This window comes from Halobiforma lacisalsi AJ5 (assembly GCF_000226975.2).
Classification (GTDB): domain Archaea; phylum Halobacteriota; class Halobacteria; order Halobacteriales; family Natrialbaceae; genus Natronobacterium; species Natronobacterium lacisalsi.
The window spans coordinates 480,887-496,843 of sequence record NZ_CP019285.1; the positions used below are offsets into that span (position 1 = coordinate 480,887).

Annotated in this window: 14 protein-coding genes; 11 read left to right on the plus strand and 3 right to left on the minus strand. The window is 66.2% G+C overall.

Annotated features, from left to right (window positions below; genetic code table 11):
- Positions 1 to 44 precede the first annotated feature (44 nt).
- On the plus strand, positions 45 to 848 hold the full coding sequence (locus CHINAEXTREME_RS02235) for a TrmB family transcriptional regulator (protein ID WP_007142134.1): 804 nt from the start codon (positions 45 to 47) through the stop codon (positions 846 to 848).
- A gap of 26 nt (positions 849 to 874) precedes the next feature.
- Here the strand turns inward: CHINAEXTREME_RS02235 and mptA are convergent, their stop codons facing one another.
- Entirely contained in the window at positions 875 to 1,813 is a 939-nt protein-coding gene (gene mptA / locus CHINAEXTREME_RS02240) for a GTP cyclohydrolase MptA (RefSeq protein ID WP_007142133.1), read from the minus strand.
- A 935-nt stretch (positions 1,814 to 2,748) separates the two neighbouring features.
- Here mptA and CHINAEXTREME_RS02245 point away from each other — a divergent pair.
- Positions 2,749 to 3,744, plus strand: a complete 996-nt coding sequence (locus CHINAEXTREME_RS02245; RefSeq protein ID WP_394295310.1) for a nucleotidyltransferase domain-containing protein — start codon at positions 2,749 to 2,751, stop codon at positions 3,742 to 3,744.
- A gap of 3 nt (positions 3,745 to 3,747) precedes the next feature.
- On the opposite strand, the gene CHINAEXTREME_RS02250 is transcribed toward CHINAEXTREME_RS02245, so the two are convergent.
- A complete protein-coding gene (locus CHINAEXTREME_RS02250) occupies positions 3,748 to 4,794 on the minus strand; it encodes a DUF1611 domain-containing protein (RefSeq protein WP_007142131.1) in 1,047 nt (348 codons plus the stop codon).
- 391 nt (positions 4,795 to 5,185) lie between these two features.
- On the opposite strand from CHINAEXTREME_RS02250, the gene CHINAEXTREME_RS02255 reads away from it, so the two are divergent.
- A complete protein-coding gene (locus CHINAEXTREME_RS02255; RefSeq protein WP_007142130.1) occupies positions 5,186 to 6,037 on the plus strand; it encodes a hypothetical protein in 852 nt (283 codons plus the stop codon).
- Between the two features lie 64 nt (positions 6,038 to 6,101).
- Entirely contained in the window at positions 6,102 to 6,737 is a 636-nt protein-coding gene (locus tag CHINAEXTREME_RS02260; protein ID WP_007142129.1) for a DsbA family oxidoreductase, read from the plus strand.
- Here the strand turns inward: CHINAEXTREME_RS02260 and CHINAEXTREME_RS02265 are convergent.
- The gene (locus tag CHINAEXTREME_RS02265) at positions 6,734 to 7,585 is read right to left on the minus strand and encodes an NAD(+)/NADH kinase (RefSeq protein WP_007142128.1); all 852 of its coding nucleotides are present in this window, start codon (positions 7,583 to 7,585) and stop codon (positions 6,734 to 6,736) included. The two genes, CHINAEXTREME_RS02260 and CHINAEXTREME_RS02265, sit on opposite strands and share 4 nt — an antisense overlap.
- 309 nt (positions 7,586 to 7,894) lie before the next feature.
- On the opposite strand from CHINAEXTREME_RS02265, the gene CHINAEXTREME_RS21345 reads away from it, so the two are divergent.
- The 7 genes from CHINAEXTREME_RS21345 to rpoB all read left to right on the plus strand — a co-directional run bounded on the left by CHINAEXTREME_RS21345 (position 7,895) and on the right by rpoB (position 15,948).
- On the plus strand, positions 7,895 to 9,313 hold the full coding sequence (locus CHINAEXTREME_RS21345; protein WP_007142127.1) for a KaiC domain-containing protein: 1,419 nt from the start codon (positions 7,895 to 7,897) through the stop codon (positions 9,311 to 9,313).
- A gap of 130 nt (positions 9,314 to 9,443) precedes the next feature.
- A complete protein-coding gene (locus CHINAEXTREME_RS02275; protein WP_007142126.1) occupies positions 9,444 to 9,707 on the plus strand; it encodes an amphi-Trp domain-containing protein in 264 nt (87 codons plus the stop codon).
- A 201-nt stretch (positions 9,708 to 9,908) separates the two neighbouring features.
- A complete protein-coding gene (locus CHINAEXTREME_RS02280) occupies positions 9,909 to 10,343 on the plus strand; it encodes a universal stress protein (protein ID WP_007142125.1) in 435 nt (144 codons plus the stop codon).
- 273 nt (positions 10,344 to 10,616) lie between these two features.
- Positions 10,617 to 12,059 (plus strand): SAM domain-containing protein, encoded by a 1,443-nt coding sequence (locus CHINAEXTREME_RS02285; RefSeq protein WP_007142124.1) that lies wholly within the window; start codon positions 10,617 to 10,619, stop codon positions 12,057 to 12,059.
- A 250-nt stretch (positions 12,060 to 12,309) separates the two neighbouring features.
- On the plus strand, positions 12,310 to 12,537 hold the full coding sequence (locus CHINAEXTREME_RS02290; protein WP_007142123.1) for a DNA-directed RNA polymerase subunit H: 228 nt from the start codon (positions 12,310 to 12,312) through the stop codon (positions 12,535 to 12,537).
- Positions 12,538 to 14,115 (plus strand): DNA-directed RNA polymerase subunit B'', encoded by a 1,578-nt coding sequence (locus CHINAEXTREME_RS02295; protein WP_029601457.1) that lies wholly within the window; start codon positions 12,538 to 12,540, stop codon positions 14,113 to 14,115.
- A 3-nt stretch (positions 14,116 to 14,118) separates the two neighbouring features.
- Entirely contained in the window at positions 14,119 to 15,948 is a 1,830-nt protein-coding gene (gene rpoB, locus CHINAEXTREME_RS02300; protein ID WP_007142121.1) for a DNA-directed RNA polymerase subunit B, read from the plus strand.
- Positions 15,949 to 15,957 lie beyond the last annotated feature (9 nt).

Below are 15,957 nucleotides of genomic sequence, written 5' to 3' on the forward strand. Positions count from 1 at the left end.
AACTACCACAGTGTTTATGTTTCTTCGGCCGGTTGGATTCGAACATGGCCAGTCTCAGGGATCTCGGGCTCTCGGAGTACGAGGCTCGAGCGTACCGATCGCTGCTGAACACCGGCCCCACAACCGCCAAGGAGTTGTCGCGTGCGAGCGACGTCCCGATGGGGCGGATCTACGACGTGCTCAACAGCATCGAACAGTACAACCTCGTCCGTAGCCAGACCGCGAGCCGCCCGAAGAAGTACGTCGCGGTCGAACCTTCGACCGCGCTCGACCGCCTGCTCGAGGACAAGAAACGCGAACTCGACGAGAAGGCCGACCAGTACGAGTCGATCGTCGACGAGCTCTCGGACGAACTCGACGCGGCCGAACCCGTCGAGGAGAAGTTCTGGACGGCCGCGGTCGGCCCCGACGAGACCAAGGACCTGCTGCTCGAGCGGCTGGCGGCCGCCGACCGGGACATCGTGATGATCGCCGCGAACCCGGTTCCGCAACGGGACATGCAGACTGCGGGGGAGGACGTCCTCGCGGAACTCGAGAACGCGCTGGATCGTGGCGTCTCGGTCAACGTGTTGATGAGCCGCGATCTGGTCGGTGCACTGTCGGAGAACGTGGGCCGGCGGTACCGAACGTCCCTGCAGGAACGGGAGGACTTCGACGTCCGGACGAACGACAACGTGACGGGCTCGTTCAACGTCATCGACGGGGTCGAGGTCTGCATCCAGATTCCGAACCCGCTCGCGTCGGGCGATCCCTTCGGAATGATCGACCTGAAAGATCCCGAGTTCGCGGCGAACGTTCAGGACGAGTTCGTACCGCGGTGGGAGGAGGCGGAGCCGCTGACCTTTTAAGTGTCTATTCGGTGGGGATTCGACGGCTAATCGTCGGCGGTCCCGTTTACTTCCTCGCGCAATCGCTTCATCTCGACGATGCGCTCGGCGTGGGCGTTGTGCTGGTGGATCGACTCGTCGTTCGACTGTTTCATCGTGATCACCGCGTTGTCCGGGAGGTGATCGAACTCCTCGACCACGCCCTCGGCCATCGAACGCACGCAGTCCTCGACGAACTTGGCGTCCGCGTGGGCCTCGTAGGTCATGTGGTCCTCGTCGGGGCGTTTCGCGAGGTTGTAGATCCGCGCGCTCATCGAGTCACGCGCGATATCGATCACGTCGTTCAGGTCGACGTCAGGATCCCCGCCGGCCTCGACGGTCAGCGTCGCGTGCCCGCGCTGGGAGTGGCCCGGCTGTGGGACCTCGTTCAGGAACTCGGTGATCGTCTTCTGGTCGACGCCCAGGTCCTCGAGGGTCTGTTTCGCGCGCGCCGCTGACATCCCCTGCGAGCAGGGACAGACCGTCATCCCCGTCACTTCGGCGCCGATTTCCTCGCGCGTGCCCTCGTCGGTCGCCGTCGCGGAGGCGATGATGTCGACGGTATGTTGGGTCTCGCGATCGCTGGCTGGCGTCCGTTCGCGGCGCATGAACTCCGCTTCCATCGACACCTCGGCGCGGGAGGTGTAGTCGTGTTTCTCGAGGAGTCGTTCGGCGGCCTCGCCACAGACCTCCTCGACGCGGTAGGCCTCCTCGCGGGTGGCGTCCTCGAGGATTTCGTCGATGACCTCCATGTTGCGACTCATGTCGGCGCCCTTGCGCCACGCCGGGAGGTCGACGAAGACCTCGAACTCGGCGGTGAGTACGATGGGCCGGTCCTCCTCGCGGGCGATTTTGACGAGTTTCTCCACGCCCGTAACGCCGACCTGGCTCAGGCCGACGGTGACGTCCGGAGACGTCGCCTGTACGTCGGGGAGTTGGTGACTCATTGGCCGCATTCAGGGAAGGGTGCGATTAGACCTTTCGGAAGACGAACTCTCCGCGCCCACCGCTCGAGGAGAGAAAACGTGGAGGGCGCTCGAGCGGACGTCGTTCTTTAAGTGTCTCTAGTCACAAGGTGGAGATACGATGGGAAATTCTCCGAAGAACGCCATCCGACAGTCACGACGCTCCCGTTCGAACGGAATCGGGGGACGCACCGCGACGGCGGTTTAAGTATCTCTGGTCACAAGGTGGAGATACGACGGGAGGTCGGCCGATTACTCGGGCTGTTCATGTTCTCCAGAGACGCGTCCGTCCTTCGTGGACTGCGTCCGTTCTCGAGTGAGTTTCCCGACTGACCCGGACCTCGTCTCCGTTTAAGTACTTCTGGTCACAGGGAGGAGATACGACGGGAAATCCTCCGAAGATCGTGATCCGGTAGTCGCGACCCTCCTGCTCGAGCGGAACGAGGACACGCTGCGATCGTGCTTTAAGTGTCTCTGGTTACAAGGTGAAGCTACGACGGGAAGTCGTCGGCGGATTACTTCGGCTGGACTCACCCTCGAGCGGCGCAACCGCCTCGATCACTGAACTCCGCTCGAGCACAGTTGCCGATCGTCCTTTAAGTGCTTCTGGTCATAAGGTGGAGATACGACGGGAAGACGTCGTTCTCCGGTCTCACGTTCCCCGATAGCGACGGCCTTCGGGAACGGCCGTCACTCTGGGCTGGCCTCCGAGTGCATACCCCCGAGTAGAGACTCGATCGACCTCGTCGTCGTTTAAGTACCTCTGGTCACAAGATGAAGCTACGACGGGAAATTCTCTGCCGATACCGACCCTCGAGCGGTGCGGCCGGAAACGGGACCCGAGCGTTCTTTAAGTACCTCTGGTCACAAGGTGAAGCTACGAAGGGCTTTTCGCGTGGACCTCCGTTCGGTTAGCCGTGCCTCCCGTTCCGTCACGCGTTCGTATGGCCGTCGACGAAGCTCTCGAGGACCTGGTGAAACGCCGCGAGGTCGCCGTCCCGCTGGCGGTCGCCCGCGGCAGCCACGCCTGGGACGGGGCCGGTCCCGACAGCGACTACGACGTCGGGTTCGTCTTCGTGCCGACCGACCTCCGGCGGTACGCTCACCTCGAGGGACCCGAGGAAACGATCGTCGCCGAACGCGACGAGATCGAACTCCAGGGGCTCGAGGTCCGGCGGTTCGCCGAACTGCTCGCCGACTCGAACGAAAGCGCGCTCGCGCTCTGTCGGAGCCCGATCCGGTACCGCGACGCGTTCGATCCGGCCGACCTGCGGGCGTACCTCGAGCGGACGTACAACCCGATCGATCTCTACCACGACTGGCGCTCGATCGCGGCGAGCAACTACCGCAAGTACCTCTCCGAGCACCTGGTCCGCGACGGCGAGACCTACCCGATCGAGGAGGTGCGCGGGCCGGAGGACGGACCGACGACCTACGTCGTTCGAGACGGCGACGAGCAACGGACGATTTCGGCCGACGACGACCGCTACGCCGAGACGGCGACCCGACCGACGGTCAAGCGCAACCTCACGATCTGTCGTGCGGCGATGTACGCACGGTACCTCCGGGCGACCGGCGAGTGCGCCGAGGACGACCACGACCACGATCACGATCACGACCCCGACCACGACCTACCCGCACTTTCCTTCGAAACCTTCCTCCGCGAGCAAGCCCCGGCCGTCTTCGACCCGGAACGGATCGAGCGCGCTCGAGCCCTCCTCGAGCGCAAACGGGCGGGCGACGGCGACGCGAAGGTCGGCGACAGGGTCGGCCGCGAGTTCGCGTATCCGCCACGGGAGATCGATCCGAACGTCCACGTGCGCCCGGGACCGGAGCCGGCGCGACTGGACGCGTTCGTCGACGGAATGATCGACGCCGCACGGGCGCGCCGGGGAGACGGTCGCGGTCGATAACGCTTAAAGCGCATCCGTGACGGCCTCGAGCAGCCGCTCCGGCCCGCCGTCACGGTAGACGTTCGCCGCCGGGAGGTCGCGGGCGCTCGCCTCGTCTGGATCGCCCCACGTCGAGACGGCGGCGACCGTCGCGTCCGAGAGGCGTTCGATCAGATCGATCTCCCGCTCGAGGCCGGCCACGGGCCACTGTTCGTAGTGGGTTCGCTCGCTCCGGGCGGGGTCGTCCGCCACCACGACGGCGTCGGGCCAGCAGCCGTGCAGGATCGACAGCGTGACGCCCGAGTACGCGCGGTGGGCGAGCGATGCCTGTCCCTCGACGAAGACGATTTCGTGGTCGGCCGCGACGTCGGTGACGAGGTCCTCGACCACCCCGGCCGCGAAGTCCGCGGGTACGCGGTCGATCACGACGCCGCGGTGGGCACCGACCATGATCCCGGTCTGGCCGGTCGCGACCCAGGCGGCGTCGCGGCCGACCCGGCGGGCTGCCCGGTAGAGTTCGAACGCCGTCGTCCGCTTCCCGACCGCACAGTCGGTCCCCGTCGTCAGCACGACGTCCGCGTCGACGTCGTCGACGCTCCCGTCCGCAACGCGAAGGTCGTCCTCGGCGGGCGGCTTTCGGACGTCGTAGAGGTCGACGCCGGTCTCCGCGGCGAACGCGGCCCACTCCTCGCGCTCGGAGAGAAAGACGTGCAGCCCCGAGACGACGTCGCAACCGGCCCGCATCGCTGCGCGGATTCCATCGATCCACGACTCCGGGAGGTCGCCGCCCGCCGGCGCGACCCCGATCACCAGTGCCTCGGCCTCGGGCGCTCGCTCGAGCGCGTCCGCTACCGAAGCGACGACCGGAATCGGGTCGACCGACGGGTTCTCGAGGACCTCGTCGGCGGTCGTCCCGGCCGTCCCGGAGTCGACGACGACCGCGGCCTCGAACAGTTCGCTGTGCATCACGACGCCGTGTGCGGTCTTCCCCCCGGGCTCGCCGAACTCGCCCTCCGCGAGGACGACGGCGGGCGTCGGGTCCGGTTCCCCGAACCTGCTGCGGAGATTCATGTCCCGACGTTTGATAGCAGGTCGCAAAGTGCTATCCCTCGCGGGCCGCGTCGCTCCGTTCTTTAAGTGTCTCTGGTCACAAGGTAGAGATACGAAGGGATTTTCGCGGAACGATTCGCCGCCGAGTCGCGGGTATCGGTGGGAACGGCGTGGCTGCTCGTACTACTGGACGACAGTCGGTAAAACCCGATCGCGTCTCGAGTGCGATCGGTATATGCATTGGTCCGGCAGTAGCAGGATCGGACTCGAGCGAGATGTGCGCCAGTTACAGCACAGGTCGAGCCCCGCCGTCGAACCCCCGCGGACCAGTCAGAACCGCTAGGAGTTACGATATCCGACAGTGCGACGGGTGCGAGCCTTTTTCCGTTTCCCTCACTCACCGACACACGAGATGAGAGACGACGGTGCCGACCCCCGCTCGCGAGACGGACCGACGCCGGTCGCGGACGGCTCCGACGGTTCGGGCCAGCGCGAGGGTGGTCTCGAGTACCGACGCGGCCGCCCTCACCCGGCTCCCGACCCCCACTCCGATCGTCGCCTCGAGACCCGCCCCGGTTCGGGTGCTCTCTCCCGCGCGGACGTCCAACGGGATTCGACCGTCCGGCGCTGGGGTATCGTCACCCCGAGCGCGACGGTCATCGGCCGCCCGGAGTCGCCCGACTCGGACGTTTCCGAGAGCGTGCGCCGGCTTCACGACGAACAGCACGCGGCGACGCCGGGCTACAGCGAGCGCGCCCACCGGCTCGACCGGCTCCGGACGACCCAGGCGCTGTGTAACGCCCTCGAGCTGACCCCGTGGCAGCGGGACCTGGCGCTGGGCGTCATGGACGAGATCGACCTCACGGAGTTCGGCAGCCAGCGGGCCATCCCGAAGGTGGCGCTCGTGGTCATCCGCCACGTCGTCGACGTCGACCGTCGCTCGTACTTCGGGCTGGACGATGTCGACGCCCAGGAACTGTCACCCGACCGCATGGAGGAGCTGTTCGGGCAGTACCGTGCCCACGACATCGCCGACGAGCCGACGTTCAAGGAACTGGCGGCGAAGTACGGCCTCGACACGACGAGCCTGAACCGGCTCCGGCGCGTGCTGAAATCGCAACTCGAGGACGACCTCCCCGCCTACGGGCGGAACCCGTACCGGGATCCGAACCTGCCGGAGAGCGCCGGTACGGAGGACGACGTTCCGACGGCCGAGGCGGCCGAAGACGGGGACAGGGACGACGGGGCGAACGACGAACCGTAACTCCGTCACCCGGTTACCCGTCGGTAGCCGACGACTTTTCCATCCGGAACCGCTACCGTCGTCAATGTCCGTAGACGACGCGCCCGACCGCCTCGAGGTGTACGCCGACTACGTCTGCCCCTTCTGTTATCTGGGCAGACAGTCGCTCGCACGGTACCGCGAGCGCCGAGACGACCCCCTCGAGATCGAGTGGCATCCCTACGACCTGCGGCGGGGGAAGCGCAACCCCGACGGCTCGATCGACCACGACGTCGACGACGGGAAAGACGAGGAGTACTTCGAGCAAGCGAAAGCAAACGTCCGCCGCCTCCAGGAGCGCTACGACGTGGAGATGGCCCAGGAGATCGCCGCCGACGTCGACTCCCTCGAGGCGCAACTCGTCTCCTGGCACGTCAAGCGGGAGTCTCCCGAGCGGTGGACCGCCTTCGACGACGCGATCTACGAGGCGCTGTGGCAGGACGGCCGCGACATCGGCGACGAGGACGTGCTGATCGATCTCGCGACCGACGTCGACCTCCCCGCCGACGCGGTTACCGAGGCGCTCGCGGACGACGACCTGCGCGCGACTCTCGAGGATCGGTTCGACGACGCACGAAAGCGCGGCGTGACCGGCGTTCCGACGTTCGTCTACGAGGGCCACGCCGCCCGCGGCGCGGTGCCGCCGGAGCAGCTCGAGCGACTGATCGAGGGGGAGAGTTAGTCCAGTTTCTCCAGCCCGCCGAAGAAGTCCGCCTCCGGGCCGACGAGTCGAACCGGGTCGTCCGCGAGCGAGACCGAAACCGTCGCGGGCGGTTCGAGGTGCTGCCGGTTGCGGCCATCGCTGATCGCGTAGGCGATGTCGGCTTCCGAGATCGACAGCGTCACCTCGCTGTCGGCGTCAACGACCAGCGACGGCATCGCGTCGGCGGCGGCCATCTGGGTGACGACCAGCGAGTCCGTGTCGGGCCGGAGCAACGGCCCGCCCTCGCTCAGGTTGTAGGCGGTCGAGCCAGTCGGGGTCGCGACGAGGACGCCGTCGGCGTGGCTCTCGACGTACCGCTTCCCGTCGATCCGGACCTCGATCGTCGCCCCGCCGCCCGGACCGCGTCGCGGGCCGTGAACGCTGATCTCGTTGAGCGCGGGCTCGAGCGTCCAGTCGCTCCCACGGCCGGTCGCTCGCAGTCGGGCGAGTTCCCGGGCCTCGGCCTCGAGCGAGCCGGTCTCTTGCAGGCGGGCGGCGAGATCGGTAATAACGTCGGGAGCATCGCCGGGCGGGACGGCGTTGAGAAAGCCGACCTCGCCGAGGTTGACGCCGACGATCGGCGTCGAGCCGACTTCGCGGGCGACGAACAGCAGGGTTCCGTCTCCGCCGATGCTCACCACGAAGTCGCGGTCGGCCATCTCGGCGACCGGAATCCCAGCGACGTCGATCGCGTCGCCGGTGAGTTCGTCGACCGCGACCGCAACGTCGAACTCGCGCTCGAGGCTCTCGGTCAGCGCCGCGGCGAGTTCGTGGGCGCGCTCGTTGTTCCGCTGGGCGACGATTCCGACCGCGGCGGCTCCCGACATCGTCAGCGGATACCGGCCCCGCGATGAAAAAGTCACCCCCGGTCGACGCTCCAGCGGGCAACAACATTAATGCGAGTGGGTCCACTCGGAATAGGTGAACGCGCGGAGAGCGGTCTCGACCGAGCGCGCCGATCCGTCGCAGATCTATGACGTACTCCCTCTCTCTTCGACCGACGATGGCGACGGCCTCGATACCGACTGCGAGCCGTTGCGCTCGGGTTCGCATGTGGCCGTTCCCGGGAGGACACCGGCGGCCGCTCCGCCGACCCACGCTCGTGACGTCCCCGTTGTCGTCGATTCCCGGCGGTGGTGCTCGTGACTGACGATTTCGACGACCACGACGACCACGACGGCCGCGATGACCACGACGACTGGTTCGAGCGGGCGCTGGCGGAAGTGGACGAGGGCGACGACCCCGACGACCCCGACGACTCCGACCTGTTCGAAGAGGAGTGGGACGACGAGGCCGAGGCGGCTCCGGATTCGGACCCGAACTCGAGTCCACCCGATCCGTCGCCGCCGTCGGAAGGCCCGTTCGAACCGGAACCCCACATCGTCGACGAGGCGGTCGGCGAGGGCGAGGGTGAGGGCGCGGGCAAACGGAGCGATTCGGATTCGTCCGACGGGGACGCGATCGGCGACGAATCGCTCGAGCCGATAGCGGACCCGGACCCGGATCCGAACCTGAACTCGAACGCAAACGTGAACGCGGAGCCGACCTTCGACCCCGCCCAAGTAGAACCCGATCTCGAACCCAACCAAGCGGACCCCGATCTCGAGCCCGATCCGCCGTCCGAGTCCGACGAGGGCGACGAGGGCGACGACGATAGCCCCCTCTTCGATCAGAGTTTCGGCGACGCCCTCGAGAACGCCGCAGTCCCGGACGTCGGCGACGAATCCGACGGGGCGAGTCAGATGGCTGGCGGGATGCAGGAGCCCGGTTCCGGCGCCGACACCGGCACCGGCGCCGCCGTCGACTTCGGGTTCGGCGGCCCGGGCAGTGATGATTTCGACGACGAGCCCGACAGCGACCTCCCGCGGACCGAACTCGGCGTCGAGGGACTCGACCGGATGATCCGGGGCGGCGTCCCCGAACGGTCGCTGATGGTCGCGATCGGCAGCGCCGGCACCGGGAAGACGACCCTCGGACTCCAGTTCCTCGACCGGGGGCTCGCCGACGGCGAACGCGCAGTGTACATCACCCTCGAGGAGAGCCGCCAGCGAGTGATCGACAGCGCGACCGAGAAGGGGATGCCGTTCGATCGGTACGTCGACGAAGGGAGTCTCGCGATCGTCGACCTCGACCCGGTCGAGATGGCGAACAGCCTTGCCTCGATCCGCAACGAACTCCCGCAACTCGTCGAGGAGTTCGGGGCCACCCGGCTGGTGCTCGACTCGGTTTCGCTGCTCGAGATGATGTACGAGAACCGTGCCAAGCGCCGCAACGAGGTCTACGACTTCACGAAGGGGCTGAAGGAGGCGGGCGTAACGGCGCTGTTGACGAGCGAGGCCGCGGAGGAGAACCCCTACGCGTCCCGGCACGGAATCGTCGAGTACCTCACGGACGCCGTCTTCGTCATGCAGTACGTCCGGCCGGACGACTTCCGGGAGACGCGGCTCGCGATCGAGATCCAGAAGATCAGGGACGCGAACCACTCCCGGGAGAAGAAGCCGTACGAGATCACCGACGACGGGATCTCGGTGTACCAGCAGGCGAACCTGTTTTAGTCGTTGGTCTCGAGCCTCGAGTCATCCAATGGGAGTAAGGACTCCCTTCGAACCGTTTCGTTACGGTAAACGGAAATTAGGGGCGCGTTGCCAACCCATACTTTTGCTGACGGCGTTGCGACGTGTCCTCATGGCGGACCGGACCTCGGCCGACGAAACGCTCACGCGGGACGAACTCGCGGCGTTCTTCGAACACCTCGGCACTGAGTTCGCCGAGAACGGCGAGCTGGACGAGCAAAGCGTGCAAATTCAGGTCGGCAACAAGACGGTGCAGCTCAATCCCCCGGAGACCGTCGACCTCTCGGTCGACGTCGTCGAGCGCTCCCCAATGCTTCGCGGCACGCGAGAAACGATCGAGATCGAAGTGACCTGGAGGCCGTCCCGGTCCGACTGACAGCGGGGACCCGGGGCGGTCGGAGCGAATCGGGGCCGGCACCGCGAGCCGGCTCGTCGAGCAGAACCCTGCGGCGCGAATCGGTCGTGACAGGCTGGACGGGGCGTCAGGCGGCACTCCGGATCAAACGCGCGAGCCGTTCACACGGGGCGACCGGGAATTGAGAAGGTCTTTTTCCTCCCGCACCAGTGGTCCGACTAGATGTACGAGACGATCCTCTTTCCCACCGACGGGAGCGATCACGCCGAGACAGTGGCCGAGCACGCGCTCGACGTCGCGACGACGCGAGACGCGACGGTACACGTTCTGTCAGTCGTCGACGACCGCTCGTTTCTCGTGTTAGACGACGAGCGCGTCGAACAGGTCCGCAAAGACCTCGAGGAGAACGCACGCGAAGCGACCGACGCGGCGGCGACGGCCGCCGCCGATCACGGCCTCGAGGTCGAGACCGCCGTCGACACCGGTCACCCCGCCGAGTGCATCGTCGACTACGCGGACGCGAACGACGTCGATCTGATCGTGATGGGGACCAGCGGCGACGACTACGAGAACAACGTCGTCGGCAGCGTCTCCCAGCGCGTCGTCCGGCAGTCGCCCGTCCCCGTGTTGACGATCGGTCCCGACGTCGAGAACTGAAACGGAGTGCTGGAACGAGTTCTCGGCGCGACCGTCGTCCTGCGGTCGCACCGGAACTGGCTTACAGCGGTCCGTATGACGATCGATCGTCGGCCCGTATGTCGCTCTCGAGCGGACCGCCCTGACACCCCTTCATCTCTGTCGGCCCCGTCGGCCCGGCCGTAAGCGAGCACCGCGGGTGGGCGGTACATCCACCGACCGATCAGTAGATCTATCCGTCGGCACGGGACCTATCATCAGATCTATCCGTCGACAGGAGGTACCCGTTCGAGTATGCGCCGCTCGACCGTGATCACGCTGGCCGTCCTCGCAACCGCGTTCCTCCTCGTGGGCGGGCCATCGCTGCTTTTCTCGCCGTCGACCGATCGGGTCGCTCCCGAGGAGGCGGACGAGCCCGAACCGGAGATCGTCTCCTTCGAGGATAGTGATAGCGGTTTCTGGCCGTACCTCAACCAGCGCCGGACCCACGAAAAGCGAAGCCCGGTAAACGTCGTCGTTCGCGGTGACGCCGACCGGACGCTGCGGCTGCTGGCCGAACACGGCGAGGGCGACTGGGAAGAACCCGAGCACGATCACTTCGACGCGGACGAATTCGTCGGCCTGGACGGCAACGAAACCGACGCGACGGAGGCGAACGGCAGCGAGGCGTTCGAAAACGAAAGCGAGAACGAGAACGCGACCGCCGGCGCGGACGGCGTCGGCACGGAGATCGAAGACGGAATCCGGCCGATCCCCCCGACCGAGATCCCCTGGTCACAGGCCGACGGCGCGACCCGCTACGCGTACGTCGACCCCGGCCCCGGCGAGGACGCCTACTGGACCACCGAGACCGTCCAGTACGAGGACGGCGAGTACTACGGGTACCGCTATCACATCCGCGCCTACGAGAGTCCCAACCCCGACGACCGGTGGATCGCGATGCAGACCCACTCGGAGCACTTCGACTGGTTCACCCTCCGTCACCGCGTCGACGGGGTCGAGGCCGCCCAACTTCGGCTCGAGAACGATCTGATGGCGATCCCGAGGGTCGACGTCCAGGAGGACGTCCAGCGGATCTACCTGGCCAACAGCGGCCCCTCCGACGCCGACGGCTGGGCGACGCAGGTCGACCTGACCGCGGCAGCGACGGCCGCGGTCCTCGCGCTGGCGGCGGGGCGGACGCGAGGGCGCGGCTCCGACGACGGGACGGACGGGCCGCTCGAGTCGGTCCGCCGAGCGATCGACGAGCGGCTGACCGACGCCGATCGCGAACGGCTCTCGGCCTCCGCCGACCGCATCGAAGCGCGACACCTGATCCTCGCGGCGACGATCCTGACGATCGTCCTGGGCGTTCGGATCGGCGGCATCGCCCTCGACCGGACGATCGACGCCCTCTCGGCACACGCGATCGCTTCCCTGCTGTACCCCTTCATCGCGGCCGGGGTACCGATCTCGACGTACGCGATCGCGAGCGGCCTCGAGCACCGCCTCGACGCTGCCGTCACCGCCTCGGGATCGCTCGCGGTCGCGATCTGGCTCGACTACTCGTTGCTGGGGGTCGACGTGTTGCCCCTCGACGTCGTGGTCCAGCGGATGCTGGTCGTCGTCGCACTCGGCCTGATCGCCGCCGGCGCGGCCCGACGGGCGACCCGGGAGACGCGATTCAACAACTTCCTGCTGGCCGGCACCCTCGCGTGGGTTCTCGTACTCGCCGGCACGCTGCTGGGCTACCTGTAACGATCGCCGGTGTTACCGGCTATCGGCCCCGTTTTCCGGCACGAACTGTAGACCACCCCAAGGAATTTAACCGACAACCGGCTACTGTCGCGTGTGATCGTTCCCTCCGGTCAGGTTCGCCCGGCCGGTTAGCCGTGCTTCTGGTCCGAGTTAGTAACCGTTAAATGCCTCCCGGCGCTACCTGGCTGTAGTATCTCGTGACAGCCGCTTCTCTCCCGATAGCGCACACGCACACGAACACCCACTCAACATGGTAGACGTAAGCCAACACGAACTCGTGCCGGAGCACACCGTCCTCGAGGACGACGAACTCGAGGAGGTGCTCGCCGAGTACGACATCGACCGTACAGACTTACCGAAGATCAAGCGCAACGACCCCGCGCTCCCTGACGAGGCGGAGGTCGGAGACGTCATCAAGATCGTTCGGGACTCACGAACAACCGATCAGGCAGTCGTATACCGACTCGTGGTGGAATAAATGGCAATGGAACTCAACCGCGAAAAACGACGGGACATCTCGCGCGAATATTTCTCGAGGGAACGGCTCGCAGAACACCACTTCCGCTCCTTCAACGCCTTCCTCAACCGGGGGATGCAGGAGGTCGTCGACGAGAAAGAGACGATCGACACGGACATCGGCGACAAGGAAGGCGAGGAGCCCGTCCACGTCGAACTCGGTGACGTTCGCGTCGTCACGCCCCGCGTTCGGGAGGCCGACGGCTCGGAAGAACTGCTCTACCCGCAGGAGGCCCGCCTCCGGAACATCACCTACTCCGCGCCCGTCTTCATGGAGATGTCCATCGTCAAGGGCGAGGAGGGCGACGAGCGTGTCGTCGACTCCACCGAGACGAAGATCGGTCGGATGCCGATCATGGTCGGCTCCGACAAGTGTAACATCGCCGGGTTTAGCGACGACGAACTGATCGAGATCGGCGAGGACCCCGCCGACCCCGGCGGCTACTTCATCGTCAACGGCTCCGAGCGGGTGCTGATGACAAGCGAGGACCTCGCGCCGAACAAGATCCTCGCCGAGTACGACACGAAGTACGGCGACGAGATCCAGGTCGCCAAGACCTTCTCGCAGCGTCGCGGGTATCGGGCGCTGGTGCTGTGTGAGCGAACGCGGGACGGCCTGCTCGAGGTCTCGTTCCCGTCGGTCTCCGGCTCTATCAACTTCGTCACCCTCGTGCGTGCGCTTGGCCTCGAGAGCGACGAGGAGATCGTCCACAAGGTCTCGAACGACCCCGAGGTCGTCAAGTACATGCTCGAGAACCTGGAGGAAGCGGAGGTCCAGACCGAGGAGGAGGCCATCGAGATGCTCGGGAAACGCGTCGCCTCCGGCCAGGGCAAGAACTACCAGCTCAAGCGAGCCAACTACGTCATCGACCGGTATCTCCTGCCCCATCTCCACGAGGACGGCGTCGACGAGGAGGACGTCCGCATCAACAAGGCCCACTACCTCTGTCGGATGGCCGAGGCCTGTTTCGAACTCGCGCTCGGTCGCCGCGAGTCCGACGACAAGGACCACTACGCCAACAAGCGGCTGAAGGTCTCCGGCGACCTGATGAAGGACCTGTTCCGGACCGCGCTGAACAAGCTCGCCCGGGACGTCAAGTACCAGCTCGAGCGCGCCAACATGCGCAACCGGAACCTCTCGGTCTCGACGGTCGTCCGCTCGGACGTCCTCACGGAGCGACTCGAGCACCCGATCGCGACGGGCAACTGGGTCGGCGGCCGCTCGGGCGTCTCCCAGCTGGTCGACCGGACCGACTTCATGGGTGTTCTCTCGCACCTGCGGCGACTGCGCTCGCCGCTCTCGCGGTCCCAGCCCCACTTCGAGGCGCGGGACCTGCACGCGACCCAGTGGGGTCGCATCTGTCCCTCCGAGACGCCGGAGGGACCGAACTGTGGCCTGGTGAAGAACTTCGCCCAGGCGATGGAGCTCTCCCAGAACATCGAAGACGAACAGGCGCTCAAGCGCGAACTCGCCTCGATGGGCGTCGAGGGGATTCCGGGTATCGAGAGCATCGAACGATCGACGACAGCAGACGACTAATCCATGAGCAGCCAACAACGCGAAGCCAAAGTCTACGTGAACGGGTCGCTGGTGGGCACCCACCCGAACCCCCACGAGCTAGCCGAACAGATCCGCGAAGCGCGCCGCATCGGCGACGTCAGCGAGATGGTCAACGTCTCCGTCAAGGAGCGCACGCGGGAAGTCATCATCAACGCCGACGCCGGCCGCGCCCGACGCCCCCTGCTGGTCGTCGAGGACGGCGAACCGCGCATCTCCGACGAGGAGATCGAAGCGCTCCGGAACGGTGACCTCGAGTTCGAGGACCTCGTCGACCACGGCTACGTCGAGTTCATCGACGCCGAGGAGGAAGAAGACATCCTCGTCGCCGTCGACGAGGACGACCTCACCGCGGACCACACCCACCTCGAGATCGACCCGCAGCTGATCTTCGGGATCGGTGCGGGGATGATCCCCTACCCCGAGCACAACGCTAGCCCGCGCATTACGATGGGTGCGGGGATGATCAAGCAGTCGCTGGGGCTGCCGTCGGCCAACTACCGAATCCGGCCGGACACGCGCCAGCACCTGCTGCACTACCCGCAGCTGTCGATGGTCAAGACCCAGACGACCGAGCAGATCGGCTTCGACGACCGCCCTGCAGCCCAGAACTTCGTCGTTGCCGTGATGAGCTACGAAGGGTTCAACATCGAGGACGCGCTGGTCATGAACAAGGCCAGCGTCGAACGCGCGCTCGCCCGTTCGCACTTCTTCCGGACCTACGAGGGCGAGGAGCGGCGCTACCCGGGCGGCCAGGAGGACCGCTTCGAGATCCCCTCCCAGGACGTCCGTGGTGCCCGCGGCGAGGAAGCCTACGCGCACCTGGACGAGGACGGCCTCGTCAACCCCGAGACGACGGTCGACGAGAACTCCGTCCTGCTCGGGAAGACCTCCCCGCCGCGCTTTTTGGAGGAGCCGGACGACATGGGCGGCCTCTCGCCCCAGAAGCGCCGTGAAACGAGCGTGACGATGCGCTCCGGCGAGTCCGGGGTCGTCGACACCGTCACGCTGATGGAGGGCGAGGACGGCTCGAAGCTCTCGAAGGTCTCCGTGCGCGACGAACGGATCCCCGAACTCGGGGACAAGTTCGCATCGCGACACGGCCAGAAGGGGGTCGTCGGCCACCTCGCGCCCCAGGAGGACATGCCCTTTACCGAGGACGGCGTCGTCCCGGACCTCGTCTTGAACCCCCACGCCTTGCCCTCGCGGATGACCGTCGGGCACATCCTCGAGATGATCGGCGGCAAACTCGGCTCGCTCGAGGGTCGGCGCGTCGACGGGACGCCGTTCCTCGGCGAGGACGAGTCGGAACTCCGCGAAGGACTCGAGGAGGCCGGCTTCGAGTCCTCGGGCAAGGAGACGATGTACTCGGGAATTACGGGCGAGAAGATCGAGGCCGAGATCTTCGTGGGCGTGATCTTCTACCAGAAGCTCTACCACATGGTCTCGAACAAGCTGCACGCTCGCTCGCGTGGTCCCGTGCAAGTGCTCACCCGCCAGCCCACCGAGGGACGCGCCCGCGAGGGCGGTCTCCGTATCGGGGAGATGGAACGGGACGTGTTCATCGGTCACGGCGCGGCCATGACGCTGAAGGAACGACTGCTCGACGAGTCCGACCGCGAGTACATCCCCATCTGTGCACAATGTGGGATGAGCGCGGTCGAGAACGTCGAACAGCGCCGCGTCTACTGTCCGAACTGTGACGAGGAGACGGACATCCACGAGATCGAGATGAGCTACGCGTTCAAGCTCCTCTTGGACGAGATGAAGGCCCTGGGCATCGCACCGCGACTGGAACTGGAGGACGCCGTCTAAGTCACAATC